General features: G+C 63.3%; 21 protein-coding genes. 15 read left to right on the top strand and 6 right to left on the bottom strand.

Translation table 11 applies throughout. The annotated features are described in order from the left end of the window. Positions 1 to 4: 4 nt before the first annotated feature. Positions 5 to 1,312 (bottom strand): TAXI family TRAP transporter solute-binding subunit, encoded by a 1,308-nt coding sequence (locus tag ACLV74_RS21970; protein WP_411881546.1) that lies wholly within the window; start codon positions 1,310 to 1,312, stop codon positions 5 to 7. Positions 1,313 to 1,406: 94 nt separating this feature from the next. Further along, positions 1,407 to 2,399 (bottom strand): acyltransferase family protein, encoded by a 993-nt coding sequence (locus tag ACLV74_RS21965; protein ID WP_411881545.1) that lies wholly within the window; start codon positions 2,397 to 2,399, stop codon positions 1,407 to 1,409. Between the two features lie 419 nt (positions 2,400 to 2,818). Here ACLV74_RS21965 and epsA point away from each other — a divergent pair, with 419 nt between their 5' ends. The 6 genes from epsA to epsG are packed head-to-tail and all read left to right on the top strand — an operon-like array spanning position 2,819 to position 9,549. Then, positions 2,819 to 3,607 (top strand): XrtB/PEP-CTERM-associated transcriptional regulator EpsA, encoded by a 789-nt coding sequence (gene epsA / locus ACLV74_RS21960; protein ID WP_411881544.1) that lies wholly within the window; start codon positions 2,819 to 2,821, stop codon positions 3,605 to 3,607. Further along, a complete protein-coding gene (locus tag ACLV74_RS21955) occupies positions 3,600 to 5,036 on the top strand; it encodes an undecaprenyl-phosphate glucose phosphotransferase (protein ID WP_411881543.1) in 1,437 nt (478 codons plus the stop codon). Before epsA ends, ACLV74_RS21955 begins: the two co-directional genes overlap by 8 nt. A 21-nt stretch (positions 5,037 to 5,057) precedes the next feature. After that, a complete protein-coding gene (epsL, locus tag ACLV74_RS21950; protein ID WP_411881542.1) occupies positions 5,058 to 6,260 on the top strand; it encodes an XrtB/PEP-CTERM-associated polysaccharide biosynthesis outer membrane protein EpsL in 1,203 nt (400 codons plus the stop codon). 58 nt (positions 6,261 to 6,318) lie between these two features. Further along, a complete protein-coding gene (epsE, locus tag ACLV74_RS21945; RefSeq protein WP_411881541.1) occupies positions 6,319 to 7,233 on the top strand; it encodes a polysaccharide export protein EpsE in 915 nt (304 codons plus the stop codon). 15 nt (positions 7,234 to 7,248) lie between these two features. Then, positions 7,249 to 8,640: a chain length determinant protein EpsF gene (gene epsF, locus ACLV74_RS21940; protein ID WP_411881540.1), complete on the top strand. Its 1,392-nt coding sequence runs from the start codon at positions 7,249 to 7,251 to the stop codon at positions 8,638 to 8,640. A 6-nt stretch (positions 8,641 to 8,646) separates the two neighbouring features. Next, positions 8,647 to 9,549, top strand: a complete 903-nt coding sequence (gene epsG / locus ACLV74_RS21935) for a chain length determinant protein tyrosine kinase EpsG (RefSeq protein WP_411881559.1) — start codon at positions 8,647 to 8,649, stop codon at positions 9,547 to 9,549. On the opposite strand, the gene ACLV74_RS21930 is transcribed toward epsG, so the two are convergent. Continuing rightward, positions 9,536 to 9,949: a VanZ family protein gene (locus ACLV74_RS21930; protein ID WP_411881539.1), complete on the bottom strand. Its 414-nt coding sequence runs from the start codon at positions 9,947 to 9,949 to the stop codon at positions 9,536 to 9,538. The two genes, epsG and ACLV74_RS21930, sit on opposite strands and share 14 nt — an antisense overlap. Before the next feature lie 44 nt (positions 9,950 to 9,993). Here ACLV74_RS21930 and ACLV74_RS21925 point away from each other — a divergent pair, with 44 nt between their 5' ends. Further along, positions 9,994 to 10,761, top strand: a complete 768-nt coding sequence (locus ACLV74_RS21925) for a WecB/TagA/CpsF family glycosyltransferase (RefSeq protein WP_411881538.1) — start codon at positions 9,994 to 9,996, stop codon at positions 10,759 to 10,761. Positions 10,762 to 10,940: 179 nt separating this feature from the next. Here ACLV74_RS21925 and ACLV74_RS21920 read toward each other — a convergent pair whose 3' ends face one another. The 3 genes from ACLV74_RS21920 to metC are packed head-to-tail and all read right to left on the bottom strand — an operon-like array spanning position 10,941 to position 13,565. After that, positions 10,941 to 11,711, bottom strand: coding sequence for an amino acid ABC transporter ATP-binding protein (locus ACLV74_RS21920; RefSeq protein WP_411881537.1), 771 nt, complete (start codon positions 11,709 to 11,711; stop codon positions 10,941 to 10,943). After that, positions 11,708 to 12,358 carry an amino acid ABC transporter permease gene (locus ACLV74_RS21915; protein ID WP_411881536.1) on the bottom strand — a complete coding sequence of 217 codons (651 nt, stop codon included), beginning with the start codon at positions 12,356 to 12,358 and terminating at the stop codon, positions 11,708 to 11,710. Before ACLV74_RS21915 ends, ACLV74_RS21920 begins: the two co-directional genes overlap by 4 nt. Before the next feature lie 43 nt (positions 12,359 to 12,401). Further along, positions 12,402 to 13,565, bottom strand: a complete 1,164-nt coding sequence (metC, locus tag ACLV74_RS21910) for a cystathionine beta-lyase (RefSeq protein ID WP_411881535.1) — start codon at positions 13,563 to 13,565, stop codon at positions 12,402 to 12,404. A 120-nt stretch (positions 13,566 to 13,685) separates the two neighbouring features. Here metC and ACLV74_RS21905 point away from each other — a divergent pair, with 120 nt between their 5' ends. The 8 genes from ACLV74_RS21905 (at position 13,686) to ACLV74_RS21870 (ending at position 21,128) form a co-directional block, all read left to right on the top strand. Continuing rightward, positions 13,686 to 14,606, top strand: coding sequence for a LysR substrate-binding domain-containing protein (locus tag ACLV74_RS21905; protein WP_411881534.1), 921 nt, complete (start codon positions 13,686 to 13,688; stop codon positions 14,604 to 14,606). A 172-nt stretch (positions 14,607 to 14,778) separates the two neighbouring features. Then, the gene (locus ACLV74_RS21900; protein WP_411881533.1) at positions 14,779 to 15,618 is read left to right on the top strand and encodes a transporter substrate-binding domain-containing protein; all 840 of its coding nucleotides are present in this window, start codon (positions 14,779 to 14,781) and stop codon (positions 15,616 to 15,618) included. A gap of 124 nt (positions 15,619 to 15,742) precedes the next feature. Next, positions 15,743 to 16,600 carry an amino acid ABC transporter substrate-binding protein gene (locus tag ACLV74_RS21895; RefSeq protein ID WP_411881532.1) on the top strand — a complete coding sequence of 286 codons (858 nt, stop codon included), beginning with the start codon at positions 15,743 to 15,745 and terminating at the stop codon, positions 16,598 to 16,600. Between the two features lie 51 nt (positions 16,601 to 16,651). After that, on the top strand, positions 16,652 to 17,497 hold the full coding sequence (locus ACLV74_RS21890; RefSeq protein ID WP_411881531.1) for a transporter substrate-binding domain-containing protein: 846 nt from the start codon (positions 16,652 to 16,654) through the stop codon (positions 17,495 to 17,497). Positions 17,498 to 17,557: 60 nt separating this feature from the next. Then, positions 17,558 to 18,589, top strand: coding sequence for a succinylglutamate desuccinylase/aspartoacylase family protein (locus ACLV74_RS21885; protein WP_411881530.1), 1,032 nt, complete (start codon positions 17,558 to 17,560; stop codon positions 18,587 to 18,589). A gap of 137 nt (positions 18,590 to 18,726) precedes the next feature. Beyond that, the gene (locus ACLV74_RS21880) at positions 18,727 to 19,155 is read left to right on the top strand and encodes a DUF2946 family protein (RefSeq protein ID WP_411881558.1); all 429 of its coding nucleotides are present in this window, start codon (positions 18,727 to 18,729) and stop codon (positions 19,153 to 19,155) included. A 285-nt stretch (positions 19,156 to 19,440) separates the two neighbouring features. Continuing rightward, positions 19,441 to 19,722 (top strand): hypothetical protein, encoded by a 282-nt coding sequence (locus ACLV74_RS21875; protein WP_411881529.1) that lies wholly within the window; start codon positions 19,441 to 19,443, stop codon positions 19,720 to 19,722. Next, positions 19,719 to 21,128, top strand: coding sequence for a PepSY-associated TM helix domain-containing protein (locus ACLV74_RS21870; RefSeq protein WP_411881528.1), 1,410 nt, complete (start codon positions 19,719 to 19,721; stop codon positions 21,126 to 21,128). Before ACLV74_RS21875 ends, ACLV74_RS21870 begins: the two co-directional genes overlap by 4 nt. Positions 21,129 to 21,152 lie beyond the last annotated feature (24 nt).

Here is a 21,152-nt window from a genome sequence, read left to right as displayed (position 1 = left end):
GCCCTTACCGCCCCCGCATCCGGTACAGGCGCTGGCGCACGAACTCGATGTGCTGGTGCAGCGTGTAGCAGCGCGCCATCAGGTCGCGCGGTGTGGCAAAGGCCATCATGGCCTTGTCGATGCCGTTCAGGCGGATCAGGAAGCGCGTCAGGTCCAGGCCCGAGAGCGATTCCTGGCCCAGGTCGTTTTCGATGAACTTGAGCTCGCCATACCAGCGGTTGACCCGGCTTTCCAGCACCCAGCGCAGGTAGGCGGGGATCAGCCGCATCAGCCACAGCGCCAGCAGCACCACGGGCAACACGATCAGCAGGATGCGCTCGGCCACCTGCGCCCACCAGAAGGGCAGCAATTCTTCCAGCCAGGGCAGGCCGTGCGTCAGGGTCTCGCGGGCCTGGCGAGCGGTCGGAAAGTCGATGCGCCGCAGCGAGGGGAAATCGCCCGCGCGGTGAAACAGCCCGCTGCCGGCGTGCACGTCCATGGCCACCGCGATGGCCAGCCGCTTGAGGGCCGGGTGCAGGCCTTCGCGCGCCACCAGGCTGGCCGAGGTGGTCAGCAGCGTGATGTCGCGCGGGGGCAGCCGCGCATCCAGCGTGCCCTGCGCGAGCAGGCGTGATTCGAGGTAAGGGTTGCGCTCGGTGATGGCTGCCGATTTGCGGATGTTCGCCAGGTGTATGCCCGGCAGGATCAGCATGTTCTGCACGGCAAAGGATTCGGGCGCCGCGACGAGGAACACCACGTCGACCGCGTTCTGCTTCAGCGCCTGCACGGCCGGGCTGCTGGTGAGCGGCGAAAGCGTCAGGTCCTTCGCTTCAATCCGGGCCTGTTCCAGCAGCTTGAGCGCGACCTTGCGCGTGCCGCTGCCTTCCGGGCCTATGGCCACGCGCAGGCCCTGCAGCTGGTTGAGCGAATCGATCTCGCGGCCGCGCGTGAAAATCCACAGCGGCTCCACATCCACGTTGGCCAGGGTTTCAACACGGCTGCGATCGCGCCTTTCGAACGAGCTGCCGAGGTAGCCGAAACCGCCTTGCATGAAGGCCAGGTCCGAAGGATTCACGGCCTGGCGCAGGCGTTCCAGGTTTTCCTGCGAGCCGGCCGAGGTCTGTATCTGCAGCGTGATGCCGTGGGCCGCGAACTTTTCGGCGTAGCGTTTGGCGTGAAGGTAGTAGGCGCCGTCGGAGCCCGCCGTGGTGATGCTTAACTGCGAAGGCGGCATGGGCCAGGCGAACAGCCACAGGCCCGCGGCCGTGGCGGCGGCCGCAAGGATCAGGGGAAGCCGGATCCACAGCCATTTGCGTTGGTAAAACTTCGCCATGCGCACAGGGAAGAGTCCTGTAAAAGGTTATACCTTTATAGCGCATGGAGGTTACCCGCGGCAGACGGGGTAACACGGGGAGGAGCAGGGGACGTCAGGCCGGGGCTGCCGCCGCCTTGGGCTTGGGCGAGGACGTCACGCCCAGCAGCCACAGATTCAGGCCCGCATGCCGGCTGATCAGCAGGGCCGAAACGATGGGACCGATAAGGCCTGCGGCGAGCCCCGATACGAGCAGCACGTAGGTGTCCGTCACACCCAGCTTCCTGAGCAGGATGCGGCTGGCCGCGGTGAAGAACACATGCAGCAGGTAGATCGCAAAGGAGTATGAGCCGACGTAGGCGAGAGGGCGCGAGCTCCACCCGCTGCGCAGAAGCAGAAAGGCGCTGCCGACACCCAGCCCGAGCGCGGCCAGGGAACTGCCCTGTTCGGAGAACTGCGGAAACAGCATGGCCGCCGTGGCCGCGCAGATAAAAACGGCGGCCGCCGCGCCACGCGCCGCCATGCCATTGATCTCAAAGCGCTTGCAGGCCAGCCCCGCCAGGAAGAAAGGCAGCAGGTACACGGCGCCCTGCGCGGCAAAATAATTCGGCGGGCTGAAGTAGTCGAACAGCACGGCGCTGAGTACCCACGCCACCGCGAAGCCGGCCGGCGTGGACAGCGCTTTGAAGTGCTCGAGCAGCACGACCACCAGGAAGACGATGAACAGCGCTTCGAGAAACCAGAAGTGCCCCACCGGAACGATGTGCAGCAGCCACCAATGCTCGACGGACATGTTGGCGCCCGGCGTGACGGCCTGCACGACGGCAAACAGCGTGCCCACGGTGATCAGGGGAAGCAGCAGCCGGCGCACCTTGCCCTTGATGAAACTCCCCGCGTTGCCCTGGTAGGGGCGAAAGGCGTAGACGTAACCCGAGATGAAGGAAAACAGCGGCATGCGTATATAGGCCAGCGCTTCATTGAAGACCTGCAGCCAGTGCCCCTCGGGAATCCTCAGGCCGACGGCGGGCGTGTCTCCCACCACGTGAAAAAGTACCAGCAGGACGCACGCAATGCCCCTCACCGTATCCACTTCAAGATTGCGTTTCATTTTCTGGCCGGTCATCGGATGCGGGTTCCTCTTGTCATGTTTTGCGTGAATGCTGAAACCCGGCTGCGTGGGCCGCGTGCGAACCAACCATGGGTTCGTTGATGGATGGCTGAAGCGTAATCAATAGGCGCTCCAGCGCGGGGCGACGAAAAAGCCAAACTGTTGCAAGCGGTATCGTTTTGCGCGACATCCGCCATCAAGCGCACAGCTGTTACGTTGTTGCAACGAATGCATCTCCTGTTTGTCAAATGAATCAATCGGGGAAACCCTAAACTGGGTCATCGATCTCCTACATCAACTTTCTCGCCTTGCTCATAGCGACTCCGCGCGACTTGTTCGATTCTCCAATCAGCTGTTTCCGCAGCGCCCTTCACACCGGTGAATTCGCGGAAACAAACTCAGGGAAGTGACATCCAGACATGAAGTTTCACACTCCGCTTTCAGGCGAAGATTCAGTGCGCTATGCGGCGCTGGTAGAGCAAAGCACGTCCATTGCCCGGCACGCGGACCTGCTCGAATGGCTACAGGGCGACATCCAGCAATGCCTTCCCCACGACATCCTGCTGGCGGGCTGGGGCAACTTCCAGGAAGGCGCCATCCAGCACGACGTCGTGTCTCGCTTGCCGGGCGCGCGTTCCTATGCCGCGGGCACGGACGGCCTGCCGTTCCTGCTCGGTAAATTCCATGAGCGCTGGCTGGCCGCCGGCCGGCAACCGTGCAGCCTGGACTTCGGCGAGTTCGAATACCTCTTGGGCCAGGCGAGTTTGCCGGGCTCTTTCTGCAGCAGCCTGCGCGGCATGCGCTCGGTGCTGATCCATGGTCTGCACGACGAGAGGGCGCAGCAGGAGTGCCTCTATGTCTTGATGAGCGCCGACGGCATTCCGGCCGAGCCGGCATGCACGGCCATCCGCCTGCTGATGCCCAGCATGGACGCCGCCCTGCGCCAGATGCCGCCGTTGCCGCAGCAGCGCCGCCAGGCCGCGGTATCTGCACGCGGCGCCGCCGAGGACGCCTCGGGCCTGAGCGAACGCGAAACCCAGATCATGGCCTGGGTGGCGATGGGCAAAACCAATTCCGAAATCGGCGCCATCCTGAACATCAGCGGCTTCACCGTGAAGAACCACATGCAGCGCATCTTCCAGAAGCTCAACGTCTTCAACCGCGCGCAGGCGGTGTCCAAAGTCACGAGGGTCGGCGTCTATGGCTGAAGCAAACCAACTCAACTCCGCGTCCGCCTGGCTGAACCAGCGCGAGCCGCGCTCCATGGGGCTGGGCCGCAGCCACCTGTTCACCGCCGTCGAAGCCGGGCTGGACCCGCTGGTGCTGGTGTTCTCGCTGTGGGCGCTGGCCTTTTATTTCGAAGGCTCGGTGCGGCCGGCCTACCTGATCCTGTCCCTCATCGTGTTCTCGCTGACCTTTCCGGGCAGCTCGCAACTGCGCCTGCCGGTGTGGAAGGTGATGGCCAAGATCGCTTTTCACTGGGTATGGATTGCCGGCCTGCTGCTGCTGACCGGTTATGTGACGGAGTACTTCCACAAGTTTTCCATGACGGTGCTGGGCCACTGGCTGTGGGTCGCGCCCGCGGCCCAGGCCGGCGCGCACATTGCGCTCAGGGCTGCCGCGCCGCAACTGCTCAAGCTGCAGGGCCAGCCCAGTGGCGCGGTGATCGTCGGCATGAATGAGCAGGGCGTTTCACTGGCCCGGCACATCGCCGGCTCGGCTTACTCGGGCATCGAGCTGCAGGGGTTTTTTGACGATCGCGGCGAAGACCGGCGCACGGCGTCGGACGGCCAGGACGAAAACCGCCTGATCGGCAAGATCGACGACCTGCCGGCCTACGTCAAGCGGCACCGCATCCAGTTCATCTACCTGTCGCTGCCCATGGCCTCGCGCCCGCGCATCCTGCAGGTGCTCGACGGCCTCAAGGACACGACGGCCTCGATCTACTTTGTGCCCGACATGTTCATCACCGACCTGATCCAGGGGCGCAGCGACACGGTGTGCGGCGTCACGGTGATCTCGGTGTGCGACACGCCGTTTCGCGGCGTCAACGGCGTGCTCAAGCGCGCCAGCGACGTCGTGCTGTCGCTGCTGATCCTGCTGCTGATATCGCCCATCCTTCTGGTCATCGCGCTGATGGTGAAGCTGGACTCGCCCGGCCCGGTCATCTTCAAGCAGCGCCGCTACGGCCTGGACGGCGAGGAAATCCTGGTCTACAAATTCCGCTCCATGGCCGTCACGGAAGACGGCGGCACCATACGCCAGGCGAGCAAGAACGACATGCGCGTTACCAAGCTGGGCGCCATCCTGCGCAAGACTTCGCTCGACGAGCTGCCGCAGTTCGTGAACGTGCTGCAGGGCCGCATGAGCATCGTCGGGCCGCGCCCGCATGCCGTCGCGCACAACGAGATGTACCGCTCGCTGATCAAGGGCTACATGGTGCGCCACAAGGTCAGGCCCGGCATCACGGGCTGGGCCCAGGTCAACGGCCAGCGCGGCGAGACCGACACGCTGGACAAGATGCAGTCGCGCATCGACTGCGACCTGGACTACCTGCGCAACTGGTCGCTGCAGCTCGATTTTTTCATCATCTTCAAAACCATACGCCTGGTCTTCAAGGACAGCGCGGCTTATTAAACAGAAAACGGAGGACCGCTTTTGAGTTCACATCGCACGCTTCTTCCCATCCCGCTCCTTGTACTGGGCCTGTTTCCGCTGGCCGCGCACGCCGACAACCTGGACACCCTGCAGTTCAATGCCGGCCAGACCGTGACGCACGACAGCAACGTCTTCCGGCTGTCCGACAGCGCCAACGCGCAGGCGGTGATAGGAACGCCCGACCGCGACGACACCGTCGCGGTGACGACGGCGGGCTTCAAGATCGACAAGCCCTATGGCTTGCAGCGCTTTGAGCTCGAGGCCGGCGTGGAAGACCACCACTACAGCCGGTTTTCCTACCTGGATTTCACCGCGGTGAACTACGCCGCCGCCTGGCGCTGGAGCTTCACGCCGGCGCTGCACGGCAACCTCACGACGGACCGCAGCGAATATGTGGACCCCTATGCCGACGTGCAGGCGCGCGGGCAGATCAACCGCCGTACCAACCGCTCCACCGTGTTCGATGCCGAATATGAACTCGACGGCGCCTGGCGCCTGGTGGGCGGGGTGTTTGAGCGCACCAGCTCCAACAGCCAGCCTTTCACCTTCGAGGGCGACACCAAAGTCCACGGCGGCGAGGCCGGCGTGCGTTATGTCTACCCGTCGGGCACCTCCATGGCCTACCGCTTCAGGGACGGCAAGGGCGAGTACCCGGGCCGCTTGCCTTCGCCGGTGTCCGCCGGCAACTTCACCGACCGCGAGCATGAGGTCCGCTTCGACTGGGCGCCCACCGCCAAGACCACGCTGCGGGCCAAGGCCGCCTACTTCGACCGCGCCCACGACGGCCTGGGCGCGCGCGACTTTTCGGGTGTGACGGGCCAGCTCGACGCCAACTGGGCCATCACCGCCAAGACCGGCCTGGCCGGCGGCGTGGTGCGTGAACTGGGCAGCTACCAGACCTTGAACGCGAGCTATTACGAGGGCTACCGCTTCTTCATCGCGCCGACCTGGAAGGCCAGCGAAAAAACCGCCGTGCGCCTGCGCTACGACCACGGTGCGCGCGACTTCAAGGGCCCGCTGCCCGGCTTTGCCGCCAGCAACCGCCGCGACACCACCGACCTGCTGTCCCTGGCCGTCGAATGGCAGGCGCTGCGCGCGCTCAAGCTGACCGCCTCGGTGCAAAGCGACAGGCGCAAATCCAACGAGCCGGGCGCCGACTACAAGAGCAACTCCTTCGGCATTGCCGCCGACGCGAGTTTTTGATGAAAGCCTTCCACCACCCTCCATTTCTGAATTTCCCGCTTCCCTGAAAGGCGACACCATGAAAACGCTGCTTCCCACATCCATGAATCGATATATCCTGACGGCCCTGCTGTGCCTGCCCGCCGCGGTGTTCGCGCAGACGGCAACGGCACCATCGCCGTCTTCGCAGCCAACGCTCCAGGCGGCGGCCACCACGGCACCGGCGGCACCCGCACCGGCCGCGGCTCCCGCGCCCGTGCCCAACAACCAGGACTACCGCCTGGGCGCCGGCGACGCCATCGGCGTGCAGGTCTACCAGAGCCCCGACCTGTCCATCGATGCGCGCGTCTCTGAAAGCGGCGTGATCAGCTACCCGCTGGTCGGCAGCGTGCAGCTGGGCGGCCTGACGATTTCCGAAGCCGAGAAAAAGATCGGCGACGCCTTGCGCACCGGCGGCTTCGTCAAGGTGCCGCAGGTCAACATCGTGCTGCGCCAGGTGCGCGGCAACCAGGTGGCGGTGCTGGGGCAGGTGAGCCGGCCCGGCCGCTTCCCGCTGGAGACCTTCAACACCCGCGTCAGCGACATGCTGGCCGCCGCCGGCGGCACCACCGCGACGGGCGACGACGTGCTCATCGTCACCGGCCAGCGCGAGGGCAAACCCTTTCGCAAGGTCATCGACATTCCCGCGTTGTTCCTCAATGAAAAGTCCGACGAAGACATCGTGCTGGCCGGCGGGGACACCCTCTACGTCAACAAGGCGCCCATGTTCTACATCTACGGCGAGGCGCAGCGCCCAGGCCCCTACCGCATCGAGCGCGGCATGACGGTGATGCAGGCGCTGGCTCAGGGCGGCGGCCCCACCGTGCGCGGCAGCCAGAACCGCCTGAAGCTGCACCGCCGCGACGCCTCGGGCAAGGTCGTGGAAACCACGCCCAGCCTGACTGACCCGGTTCGCGCCGAGGACGTGATCTACGTCCGCGAAAGCCTTTTCTAACACCGGAGAGCCACCATGACACTCCATCAATTTTTACTGATCCTGCGCGCCCGCTACAAGGTGGCCCTGCTGGTCATCCTGCTGGCGGTCTCCGCGGCGCTGGCCGTCAGCCTGGTGCTGCCGAAAAAATACACGGCCCAGACCGCCGTGCTCGTCGACGTGCGCTCGCCCGACCCGGTGGCCGGCGGCGCGGCCTTGCCCGGCCTGGTGGCGCCCAGCTACATGGCCACGCAGGTCGACATCATTGGCGGCGACCGGGTCGCGCAGCGCGTCGTGAAAGTGCTCAAGCTCGATGAAAACCCGCAAACCAAAGAGCGCTGGCAGGAAGCGACCGAAGGCCGCGGCACGCTGGAGGGCTGGCTGGCCGACTCGCTGCAAAAACGCCTCGATGTCCGCCCCGCGCGCGAAAGCAATGTGATCAACATCACCTACAAGGGCAGCGAACCCGAGGCCGCCGCCAACATCGCCAACGCGTTTGCGCAGGCCTACCTCGACATCAACCTGGCGCTCAAGACCGAACCGGCCCGCATCTATGCGGAATGGTTCGACGAGCAGACCAAGGCCTCGCGCGCCAAGCTTGAAGAAGCCCAGGCGCGCCTGTCGGACTACCAGCAGAAAGCCGGCATCGTCAGCACCGACGAACGCGTGGACTATGAAACCGCCAAGCTCGGCGAGATCTCGTCGCAGCTCACCACGGTGCAGGGCGAAACCACCGACAGCCAGAGCAAGCGCGGCTCGCGCGGCGACACCGTGGCCGAGGTCATGCAAAGCCCGCTGATCAACGGCCTGAAGGCCGACGTCGCGCGCCAGGAGGCCAAGGTGCAGGAAGTCAGTGTGCGCCTGGGCGAGAACCACCCCGAGCGCCAGCGCGCCGAGTCCGAACTGGCGGCCCTCAAGAGCCGGCTGGCCAGCGAAACCTCGCGCATCAATGCCTCCATCGAAACCACCTACCGCGTCGGCAAGGACCGCGAGCGCGAACTGCAAGGGGCCGTCGGCGCGCAGAAAGCACGCGTGCTGGCCCTGAACAAGCAGCGCGACGAGCTCAACGTCTACCGCCGCGACGTCGAGTCGGCCCAGCGCGCCTATGAGGCCGTGAGCCAGAGCGCTTCGCAGACGCGCCTGCAAAGCCTGAGCAACCAGACCAATGTGGTGCGCCTGAACGTGGCGACGGCGCCCGTCGGGCCGTCCAGCCCGCGGCTGCTGCTCAACCTGCTGATCGCCGCGTTTGGCGGGACCCTGCTGGGCATCGCCTGCGCCTTGTTGCTGGAACTGACCAACCGCCGCGTGCGCTCGGCCGAAGACCTGGTGCAGATGCTGGGCCTGCCGGTGCTGGCCAGCATTTCTTCGAGCAGGGGCAGCGCCCGGCTCAGCGGTCCGCGCCGTCTCGCCTTGGGTCTTGGAGGATAAAGAATGATGAACAGAAACAACAACGCCACGGCCGTGCGCCCCGTTCCCCTGACCGTGCCCAGCAAGCCGGCCACCGGCTCGGGCCGGGCCATGGGCATGATCCTGGTCGACGCCGGGCGGCTGTCGCCGCTGGATGCCGAGCGCATCCTGAATTTCCAGCGCGACCGCGGGGCGCGCTTCGGCGACTCCGGCAAGGCCCTGGGGCTGCTGACCGACGACGACGTGCGCTATGCGCTGTCGGTGCAGTTCGACTACCCCTACCTGGCCCGCGAAAGCAACTTGAGCCGCGAACTGGTGGCGGCCTACCAGCCCGACAGCCAGCCCGTGGAGCAGTTGCGCGCCTTGCGCAGCCAGCTGATGCTGCGCTGGTTCGACACCGGCGCCGAGCGCCGCGGCCTGGCCATCGTCAGCGCCGGCTCCAAGGAGGGGCGCAGCTATATCGCGGCCAACCTGGCCATCGTGTTTTCACAGTTGGGCCAGCGCACCTTGTTGATCGATGCGGACATGCGCGCGCCGCGCCAGCACCAGCTGTTCAACCTCGGCAAGGGCGCGGGCCTGTCGGACATGCTGGCGGGCCGCGCCGGGCCCGAGGCCGTTGTCAGTGTGCCCGCGCTGCAGGATTTGTCGGTGCTGCCGGCGGGCGTGATCCCGCCCAATCCGCAGGAGCTGCTGGGCCGCCAGGAGTTTTCACGGCTGCTGCAATCGCTGGGCCAGGATTTCGACATCATCATCATCGACACCCCGCCCGCCAGCGAATGCGCGGACGCCCACACGGTGGCGGTGCGCGCCGGTGCGGCTTTGGTGGTGGCGCGGCAGAACACCAGCTCGGTGCCGCAGATGACGCGCTTCACGCACAGCCTGCGCGAATTCGGCGTGGCCCTGGTGGGATCGGTGCTTAACGATGCGTGATGCGACGCGTGAAGTGCTGCTTGAAGCGCTGCAGCACGGCCAGCCCGGTTGCCCCCAGCAGTCCGCCCGCCGCGTCGGCCGCCAGGTCGGACCAGCTTGCCGAGCGGCCCGGCAGGAACATCTGGTGCAGCTCGTCCATGCCGCCTACCAGCAGGGCGCCGGCCACACAACACAGTGCCATGCGCCAGCCGCGCATGCCGCCGGCCAGGCCCGCGGCCGCGCCGACCACGGCAAAGGTCAGCAGGTGGGCCAGTTTGTCCCAGGGGGCGGGGAACAGGCCCACCGCCACGGGCTGGGCGCCTGCGATGTAGAGCACGGCCGCGCTCAGGGCGACCGTCAGCCCCGCGAGGATGCGGACGGTGCGCTGGAAATTGAGACCTGCGTTGGCGGTGTTCGACATAGGCCCGATTTTCTCACGCGTCAGTACAGAGGCCGGGTGGGACCATGCTGAATCCCCACGACGGACATGCACCCGACTGGCGCCGCCGCTGGTCGTTGCTGCTTGAAAAAATCGAGCGCGTGCAAAGTCCCGCCCAGGGGCAGGCGTTGCTCGATGAACTGAGCCGCCCGCGCGCGCCCTCGGTGCTGGCGTTTGCCAATGCGCATGCGATGAACTCCGTGGCGGTGTCTGCGCCCTTTTTTGAGGCCATGCAATCGGCCGACCGGGTGCTCAGGGACGGCTCCGGCATGGCGACGCTGTTCAAGATGCTGCGCATGGAGCCGGGCCTGAACCTCAACGGCACCGACCTGATTCCCAGGCTGATACGCGCCTTCGACGGCCGCGGCATCGCGCTGTTCGGCACGCGCGATCCCTGGCTGGAAAAGGCCTGGCAACGCGTGCGGCAGGAGTTCGCGCCGCACAGCGCGGTCATGCGCGCCAACGGCTTTCTCGACGCGCAAGCCTACGCCCGGCTCGCGGCCGAACACCGGCCGGCGCTGATCGTGCTCGGCATGGGCATGCCGCGGCAGGAAGAGGTCGCGGCCCAGTTGCGCGAGGTGCTCAGCCATCCGTGCCTGATCGTCTGCGGCGGCGCCATCATCGATTTCCTGGGCGGCAAGACGCCGCGCGCGCCGCTGTGGATGCGCAAGACCGGGGTGGAATGGGTGTATCGCCTGGCGCTGGAGCCGCGCCGGCTGTTCCAGCGCTATGTGATCGGCAACCCGCTGTTCCTCACGCGGGCGTTGCGGCTGGCGTCGGTTCAGCGGCGTTGAACAATCACCCCGCACCAGAATCCGGTTTGGCGGCCAAGCGGCACGGCGATGTCAGGAAGTTCCGCCAGAGGCGCTTCTCGGGCCAGGCATAGCGCTTGCTGCCGTTGATCGGCCTCGGATACCGGGCGCCCGGTTACCCGGTCACCTGAGCGAAGTGAATCTGAACTGGTGCCGATGGTTTATTCGTTGATGCGCCCCAGGAACTGAATACTGCGCTCGCTGCCGTTTGGACCAAAGAACTCTGCCGGCGTAGTGTCTTCCATGACATGGCCGCCTTCCATGAAGACAATGCGGTCTGCAACTTCCTGGGCAAAGCGGGTCTCATGGGTCACGACCAGCATGGTCATCCCCTTGTCGGCGAGGTCGCGCATGACCTTGAGCACTTCACCGCGCAACTCGGGGTCAAGCGCCGAGGTCGGTTCGTCGAACAGGATCACTTCGGGGTCCATCGCCAGCGAGCGTGCGATCGCGACGCGCTGCTTCTGGCCTCCCGAAAGCCGGCCTGGATATTCATCCGCTTTTCCAAGCAGCCCGACCTGGGCAAGCAGGTCACGGCCGCGCACCTGGGCTACCGCTTTTTTGACCCCCTTGACCGACACCAAACCCTCAATCACGTTGTCCAGTGCCGTCATGTGCGGGAACAGATTGAAGGATTGAAAAACCATGGCCGTCTTTTTCCGGATCTCCAGGATCTTCCGGCGGTCGGCGTGCGATGGTTTTCGGGTCGGGTCGGTGATGCCGATGCCGCAGACCTCAACAGTGCCCCTGTCGGGAACTTCGAGGAAATTAAGTGAGCGGATGAACGTGGTTTTTCCGGAGCCCGATGGTCCCATGATGACGATGACCTCGCCCTGGGACACCGTCAGGTCGATATGCTTGAGCACCTGGTTGGCGCCAAAGCTTTTGGCCAGCCCGCGCACACGGACGGTGCAGTTGTCGTGGTTGATCATTGGTAGCGCCTCGAGAGCCGGCTTTCCAGCCAGGTTTGCAGAATGGTCAGTATCTGGTTGATAAACCAGTAGATCGCGCCGACCATCAGGAACATTTCCATGTAGCGGAAGGTGGTGGCCCCTATCTGGTCGGCCACCCGCGTGAGCTCTACGACTGTCACGGTGGAGGCAAGTGACGTGTCTTTCATGAGCCCGATGAGGCGGCTGCCCACCGGCGGCAGTGCGATCCGGAAGGCCTGCGGCAGCACCACGCGGAACAAGGTCTTCCAGTAGCCCATTCCCATGGACCATGCCGCCTCCCATTGGCCTTTGTCGACCGCCATGATGCCGGAGCGGAAGTTTTCGCTGAGGTAGGCGGCCGCAAACAGGCTGAGCGCGAGCAGGGCTGCCGGAATCGGGCTGATAACGATGCCGTAGCTGGGCAGCCCGAAGTAAATCAGCAGAATCTGGATCAGCAGCGGCGTGCCACGGAAGATCGAGACATAGGAAAACGCGAACCAGCGCAGCGGCTTGAACGGTGAAATACGCGCCAGCGCCACGAGCAGGCCGAGTACACAGCCGAAAAAGAATGCCGAGAACCCGAGGCCGAGGGTCACCAGGACCGCCTTCTCGAGCAAAGGCAAGGCCCTGAAAAATAAATCAATCATGCTGGCGTCCTCTCAGTGGCGGATGGATGCTGGGGACGCGGGCTCATGGCTTGGCGGACCGGATGTCGCCGTATGCGGCCAGGCCTGCCTGCAGGTCGGCAATCAACTCGTCGGTCTCTTCAAGGCCGATGGAGAGCCGGATCACCGGCTGATCGGTCAGCGCAAACGCGCGGTTGGCTTGCAGCGCTGCCGGGTAATAGGCGGCCAGGCTATGCACGCCGCCCCAGCTGGCGCCGATCACGAATTGCTGGAGCGAGTCAAAAAAGCCATGAAAGGCCTGTTCCGGTCCCGGCTTCAGGATGAGAGAGAACAGGCAGCCATTGGTCTTGAAGTCGCGTTTCCAGATCGCGTGCCCCGGGTCTGACTCCAGTGGCGGGTAGAGCAGTTTTTCGACTTCGGGCTGGGCCTCGAGCCAGCGCGCGATCTTCAGCGTGGAGGCGCTCTGTACGGCAAGCCTGACCTTGAGGGTTTCCATGCCGCGCAGCACGAGAAAGCAGTCGTCAGGGCTGACCTGCTGGCCGAGGATGCTTTGCGTTTCGCGCAGGACTTCGTAGTGCCCGTGGTCATTCATGCTGATGCTGCCCATCAGAAGGTCCGAATGACCGCCCAGGAATTTGGTCGCCGCCTCGATGCTGAAATCAACGCCGTGCTCCAGCGGCCGAAACCCGAGCGGGCTGGCCCAGGTGTTGTCCATCATGGTCAGCACGCCGTGCTTTCTGGCGATCCGGGCGATCGCCGGCGTGTCCTGCATTTCCATCGTCACGGTGCCCGGGGATTCCATGCAGATCATGCGGGTGCTGGGTCTGATCATCGCTTCGATCTCGGTCGCGCTCGCGGCAGGCGCATAGAGCTCGACCGCCACATTCATTTTCGCCAGCCATTTATCCGCGAAAGTCTTGAGTGCCCCGTAGCAGGCGGCGGACATGAGCAGGTGGTCGCCGCCGCGCACAAAGCCCATGACCGTCGTCATCAGTGCGGATTGCCCCGAAGGGGTGATCACGCAGTGTTTTCCGCCCTCCAGCGCGGCAATCTTTCCTTCCAGGTGGCGTGCGGTGGGCGTGCCCGTGATGCCGTAGCTGAACCCGTCGGGCTGGCGGCTCTTGCGCTTGACGAAGTCGTCCAGCGAATCAAAGACCACGGTGGATGCGCGCAGGACCGCCGGCGAGAGGCTTGCAAACGCAGTATTAGTTCTATTGATAGAGTTCATTTATGCTAGTTGTCCAGGTTAGTGTCTCTTTGGAATTGCGGTCATACGGCTTCCAGTGTTATGCAGAGCAGGTATTACTTCAACACGTCAGATGATTAACTCTATAAATGGAGGTTATAGATGGAAATGCGGGATATACAGGTCTTCAGGGCCGTGATGCAGGCGGGAACGACCAGCAAGGCGGCCACCCTTTTGGAAGTCTCGCAGCCTGCCGTGAGCCAATCCATCCGCAAGCTGGAGGCCTCGTCCGAACTGCGTTTGTTCGACCGGGTGCGTGGGCGCCTTGTCCCAACCCAGGAGGCCTTGGCCCTGATGGTGGAGGTCGATCGCTGCTTTACCGGCTTTGAAGTCATTGAGCACCGGGTCCGCAGCCTGAAGTCCTTTGGGCTAGGACGGCTTGCCATCGCGTCCATGCCGGCATTGGGCACCGGCTTCATGCCGCGTGCGATAGCCGCCTTCGGGCTGGACACGCGGCGCATCCAGATGTCCTTCCAGATCATGAGTTCGCGCGAAGTGCACCAGCAGGTTTCAGCGGGGCAGCTCGACTTTGGCTTGATGGCCGACGAGCTGTCGGTGTCGGGCCTGGAGCATTCCGAATTTGTCCGCCTGCCCGGTGTCATCGTCATGAACGCGCAACACCCCTTGGCGCGCAAGAAGACCATTGATGCGGAAGATCTCGTGAGCCACCCTTTTCTTGCCTTGAATCCGGAGGATGCGAGCCGGCGGCGGCTGGAGCAGTCTTTGGGTGCGGGCAACATGACCTTGCGCCCGGTTCTCGAAACGCCTTATTCCAATTCAATTTGCGAGTTTGCGCTCCAGGGCGTGGGTATGGGCATGGCGCACCCGGTCCAGGCGCTGGACTACCTGTCGCGCGGCCTGTTGATCAAGCCCATGACCATCGAAACGAGTTTTACCGGGCTTCTGGTGTTCCGCGCCGGCATTCCGCTTTCGGAGAACGCGAAGGACCTGTTGAAGGTCATGCGTATCCAGCTGGAGGCGGATAAAAAACTTCTGCAGAAGGCGCTGGGAAAGGCTCGATAGAGCTTGCGAAGGGATGCCGTACCGGGCAAGGCCTATAAGTCTTGCTTATTGACCGAGTACCTTTACCCAATTGTGTCAATACAGTGACGGGACAAGAATTATTGAAGTGCAAGGCATCTTGCTCTCGGTCAATTCAATTTTGTCAGTCTGTAACGCCAAAAAGGGCCTTCACATGAAAACGTCTTTTGTCCGCCGGAGCGCGTTCAAGCTCCTGTTTACCCTGGTCGCCACAAGCGCGGTGATGGCGCCTTCATCCTGGGCCCAGTCCCGCGACATCCTGGCCACCGCCCGCGCGAGCGGCGTGATCCGCGTTGCCAACACGCTGGCAAGCCCGCCCTGGAGCTTGCTCGACGACAAAAACCAAGCCTCGGGTTACGACGTTGAAATGGCCAAGGAAGTCGCCAGGCGGATCGGCATTGCCAGGGTGGAATTTATCGCCGACCTGTTCAAGAATTTTGTTGAAGGCCTGAAAGCCGATAAATACGACCTGGTCATGAATGACCTGACTCCCACGGTGGAGCGCATGAAACAGATCGACTTCAGCGCACCCTATGGCGTGGAGGATTTCCGGATCTTCGTGCGTGCCGTGAATAACGACATCAAGGACAAGCCCGACCTTCGCGGCAAGCGGGTGGGGGTCACCACAGGCACCAGCAACGAATCCTGGGCCCGAGCCAACCTGAAGGATTCAGAAATTGTGACCTATGACAATGGCGGCCTGGTTTTCAACGATCTGGCGATCGGCCGCATCGACGCCATCATCAGCTCACACTTTGGCGGCATGAAGTACGCCACCGTCAACAAGCTGCCGATCAAGGAAGTGGGCCCCATTCTGACCTACCAGCTTTCCGCCGCCGGCATGGTCAAAAACCAGCCGGCCTTGCGCGAGGCCATCAACAAGGCGATTGCCGACATGCACGCTGACGGCACGATTGACCGCCTCTCCAAGCGCTGGGTGGGGGTGAGCTATGACATGTCCGCGGAAGTCGCGAAGGCGCTTAAGCAGCAGTGATGCCGCGGTAATTCCGTCTCTGTTCATCATTTGATACGGGTCAATTTTCTGCACCGGGGAGAATGCTTTGCCTTATGCGCCCACCCAATCACTGCGTTTCTGGCGGCTGGCAACGCTCTGCATCATGTTGCCAGCGCTTGCAAGCCTCGCTTCCGCCGGCGCCATCGACCGCATCAAGGCGAACAAAAAGGTGGTGATTGCGTATAGCAGGACCTCCAGTCCTTTTTCGCTCGATGACGAAAATGGACAGCCCGTCGGCTACGGCATGGACATGTGTTCCAGGGTGGTCGAATCGCTGCGAAAGAAGCTGGGCGTCAGCGATCTGAAGGTTGAGTATGTGACGCCGCCTTTGCAGGAGCGGCTGGAGGGCGTCAAAACCGGCAGGATAGACATGGGCTGCGGCAGCACGGCGCGCACCGAAGAGCGGCTGCAGGTGGTGGAGTTCTCGCTTGCCTATTTCATCGGGCCGCTGCGCACCATCGTCAAGTCGAACAGCCCGGTTCAGCATTTCAAGGACCTGGCACGAAAAACCATGGCCTTGCCCTCGGGAACCGAGGCCGAAAAAGTGGCGCGCACGCTGGACATGCAGTCGTCGCTGAATTTCAAGTACAAGATCACCAAGACCAGCCCGGAGGCCTTTGCCGCCGTCGGCGACGGGTCGGCCGACGGATTCATGATGGATGACGTGATGCTGGCCACGCTGCGCGCGAACTCGGCGCATCCCGAGGATTTCCGGTTGCTGACCGATATCCACGCGATCTCGGAGGTCGGCATCCTGTTGCCGAAGAACGACCCGGCTTTTAAAGCACTTGTCGACCAGGAACTGGTGCGCGTGATGCGCGAAGGAGAGGCCGCGCGCCTCTACGACAAATGGTTTCAGTCCCCGATTCCGCCCCAGGGCAAGAACCTCGCACTGCCGCTGAATCAGTTCCTGCGCGAACATTTCAAGTACCCCGCCGATGGGTATATCAAAGGCCGTTGATTCCCGCTGCACCGCACTGTTCTGCATTTCCAACCCAACCCGGAAGCCACCATGACCACCCAGCTCCAATGTTCTACCCCGGCTCGCGGCCTGGCCTGTCTGCTGGGCGCGGCGGTTCTTGCCTGTGCCTCCTTTGCCGTCTCGGCGCAAACCGATGACTCTCTCTCCCGCTTGCAGAAAAAAGGCGTGGTGCTCGTTGCGAACACGCAGGAAAGCCCGCCATGGAGTTATATCGGTGCCGACAATTTGCCCGCCGGCTATGACGTCGCCGTTGCCAGGGAAATTTTTCGGCGTATCGGAAATATCAAGGTGGAGTTTGTGGCGGACAAGTTCAAGCACTTCATCGACGGCATCAACACCAAAAAATATGACGTCGTCATCAACAGCCTGGCGCGCACGCCCGAGCGGGCCAGGATCGTGGACTTCACGGATCCCTACACAGTCCAGGACTTCCGCATCTGGGTTCATGAAAAAAATGCAGATATCGTGGATGCCGCGAGCCTGAAGGGAAAAAGCGTGGGCGTGAGCGCGGGCACCACGAATGAACTCTGGGCCCGCAGAAACCTGCCGTCGTCGGAGATCAAGGCCTACGACGGCGGCGGCTTTGTTTTCAACGACCTCGTCAACGGCCGTGTGGATTCGGTCATCGACTCCTACTTCAACGGCTTCAAGATGAAAACCATCAACAAACTGCCCGTCAAGACCGTCGGGGAGCCTGTCGTTTATTCGCTGGGTGCGGCCATCGTTCCCAAAAATTCTCCCGCCTTGCTGGCGGCCATGAACAAGGCCATCGCGGAGATGATCGCAGACGGTACCCTGCAAAAACTCGCCGACCAGCATGTCGCGCCGGGCTATGACATGGTCGGAAACATGAAGAAGGGGCAGGCCTGGAAATAGGCCTTTGGGATCAAGTCATTATTCCGGCGGGCCGAAATCCGCCGATCAACTGGGGATATTTTGGAAGCAACACAGAAACCCGCCGCAAGCAACCCGATCAAGTGCGATATTGACCTGGACGCCGACGGCAAACACATCGGCTATTTGCGACTTCCGCATTCGGTGCACCGTTCGGCTTATGGCTGGATACCCATACCGGTGGCGTCCATCAAGCGCGGTGACGGGCCCGTGGTCATCATCAGCGCCGGCACGCACGGCGACGAATATGAAGGCCAGATCATTGTTTCCCGGCTCATCCGGGAGATTGACGCCGAGATGGTCAGCGGCCAGTTGATCCTGCTGCCCATGGCCAACGCCCCGGCCGCGGAAGCCGGTTTGCGCACTTCGCCGCTGGACGATGGCAACCTGAACCGTCTGTATCCCGGAGACCCCCTGGGAACACCCACCCAGATCATCGCGCACTACATCGAGCACCACCTACTTTCACGCGCTCAGTACATGATCGACCTGCATTCGGGCGGTACCTCGCTGGTCTATGACGGCGCAAACATGATGGGACTCGAGCCGCGTACGCCCGAAGAAGAAAAGCATGTGACGGACCTGCTCAAGGCCTTCGGCCTGCCCAAGGCATTCCTGTATGCGCCGAACTCCGTGAACGTCACGGCCGCCGCCAGGCGCCAGAACGCCATCTGCTTCCTGACCGAACTCGGCGGTGGCGGCAACGTGGATGCTTCGCTGGTAAAACAAGGCCGACAGGGCCTGCTGCACCTGCTTGGCTTCCTCAAAGTCCTGGGCGGTGGCTTGGTGCCGGCGAGCGCGCCGTCGCAGGCCCGCCTCATGACCATTGACCGGGCAACGCACTATGTCTATGCCATGGACCACGGCGTTTACGAGCCGCTCGTGGAGCTTGGCGCGAAAGTACGCAAGGGCCAGAGCGCTGCGTTGATCCATTTCCCGTCCAACCCCAAACAGGAGCCGGTGACGGTTTGTTTTGAAGGCGATGGAGAGGTGATTTGCCGGCGCGCCATCGCGATGGTCAGCCGCGGCGACTGCATCTTCCAGCTGGCGAGCGAGCGTCGACCGCTGGTTTGACCTTATTCGGCTTGGGCGGCGCGGGAACAAGCCCTACTGGATCCCGGTGCGGGGCTTTATCGCATAGCGCGTTTGGCTCATATCCTGCGGCATCTTCCCTGTCAAAAACCAGAAAAATTGTTTGCGTGAAACAAGGTATGACCGCATCCGGGGAGCCGGATAAAGGAGGGCATGCATATAATTCCCGCGTGTCCAAACCTGCATCATCAAGCTCCACCGCCTCCATTTGGGTGCGCCTGGCTGCGTGGCTGGCTTTTCTGGCTGTCTTGTCTGCGTTGGTGGCGCCGGTTGCCATGCTTGCGCAAGACGTGCGAACCGGCAAGCTTGGCGGCATTTGCAGCGTCAACACGGCCTCAACCGCCAGTGCCGATTCAGGAGACAGTGATGCACCGCAGTCCGGGTTGCGTTGCGATCTTTGCGCGTCTACAGGATTGGTGTTGCCGCCCTTGCCGGTGGCCGCAATTCCGTGCTCTCCCGGCAGCCAGCTGATTGCGATCGATCTTCCTGTCGCCGGCGGTGCTGCAATACCCGGGCTGCCATTCAGCCGCGGTCCCCCCGCACTTTGAATTGACCTGCCTCGCCTGAGGCATTCCCGCGTGCGCGACAGGCTGTCCGCATGCGCCCGGCCGCATGCGCGGCTCTCAATTCTCAAGTGGGGACTCCATGACACTTTTCCGTGCTCGCTTTTCCTTGTCTTTAAATGCCATCTCGGCAGGGGCAGTGAAGGCTCCCTCCATCACTTTTGCGCAGGCTGCAGTTGAAGCGCCGGCAGCAACGCCGCCCGATTCCGCCATCAGGCCAGTCCAGAATTCTGGAGTCGTCGTCGACGGCAGACACGCAGGCCCGGACCTATGACCGATGCCATTTACTGGGAAGAAGTAAAGCTCGCCTTGTCACCCATGTCGGGTGCCATGGCTGTCTTGGCTGCATGCCTCGCCGCAATCTTGACTCTGGTGGAAGTCATTCCACCTGCCAACGCCATGGGTTTGGGAGGGGATGCTCCCAGGGTTTGTAAGCAGTGCCGGAAGTCTGCCGTGATGCAGACCGGGCTGCTGTATGCCTCGGCTGCTATCTCACGCCCGATTGTCTTGATCGCGACTGTCCGCCCCCACGATCTGAAGGACTTGTTTTGAACTCCCAAACGACCCCCGCCAACTCCGAGTCGGCGTTGTACCGCCGTGTCTGGCGCTGGCATTTCTACGCCGGTCTCATCTGCCTGCCATTTCTCGCGATGATGGCGCTGACCGGTGCGCTCTATCTGTTCAAAGAGCCGATTGAATCGCTCGTGTACGCACAATTGCGCTTCACCGGGCAAACGCCGGAACCGGCGCTGGACGCCGAGTCGCTGGTCGCCAGGGCAACAGCGGCTGAACCCGGCGAGGCCGTCCGCTTTGTTGCATCCGCACGGCCCGGCCGCACCGCAGAAGTGGGCATCCGGACGGCCGGGGGTACTGTGGCGGTGTACCTGGATCCTGCGAGCGGCAGCGTACTGGGCCGCCTGCGCGACGACTTCAGGTTGACGGAAGTCGTCAAGCGTATCCATTCGCTTGCCATCGCCGGTACGGTCGCAAACTACTGGATCGAGGTGGTGGCCGGCTGGGCGATCGTGCTGGTTGTGTCCGGCGTCTTCCTGTGGTGGCCGCGCGGGCGTTCAGGTGGGGTTTACAGCTTGCGCGGGCGCCCCGCGCAGCGCACCTGGTGGCGTGACCTGCACGCCGTCACCGGCGCCATCGCGGCCGTCGTCATTCTTTTTCTTGCCGTCACAGGCATGCCTTGGTCGGCTTTCTGGGGCCAACAGTTTGGCCGCATTACCAACGGATGGGGCATCGGTTTGCCTGAATACCTGTGGGGGAAGCCGCAGTCCTTGCCTCCGATGGCGAACCTTGGCAGCGTGCCATGGACACTCAGCCAAGCGCAGCTTCCGCAGTCGACGCTCCACGCGGAACACGCGGAACATGCGGGCCATGCGGGCCATGACGCCGGAGCGCCCTCGGCGCCAGCAGCCGGGGGCACTTCGCCCTCTATCGGACTGAATGAAGCCTTGCTCACCTTCGCCCGGCTGGGCCTGCCTGCGGGAACACCGGTAAGCCTGCCCGTTGGTCCGCGCGGGGCCTACACCGCGATGCTTTTTCCAGACGACGTCAGGGCCCAGCGTGTCGTTCACCTCGACCGGTATTCGGGCGCGGTGCTCGCCGATGTGGGATACGCGAACTACGGCATAGCGGGGCGCCTGGTCGAATGGGGCATCAACATCCACACCGGCGTGCAGTTTGGTTGGGTCAACCAGCTCGTGATGCTGGCCGGCTGCCTCGCCATCATCGCCCTGGCCGTGTCCTCTGCCGTGATGTGGTGGAAGCGCCGACCGCGAGGGCGCCTGGCTGCGCCGCCGCGCCGGGCTGGTGACCGGGCTGCGATCGGCGCGGTCGCGGCCGCCGTATTGCTTGGCCTGCTCTACCCGTTGCTTGGCGCGTCGATGCTTGTGGCGCTGCTTGTCGATGCGGCTGTGCCGCGGCGCTGGCATGAACGCTTCGGCCTTTGAAATAGCGCGAACAATAATTTACTC

Source organism: Polaromonas sp. YR568 (genome assembly GCF_943369415.1).
GTDB lineage: Bacteria > Pseudomonadota > Gammaproteobacteria > Burkholderiales > Burkholderiaceae_C > Polaromonas.
Note: the sequence above shows the minus strand (reverse complement) of the source record. Positions and strands in the feature narration are given on the sequence as shown.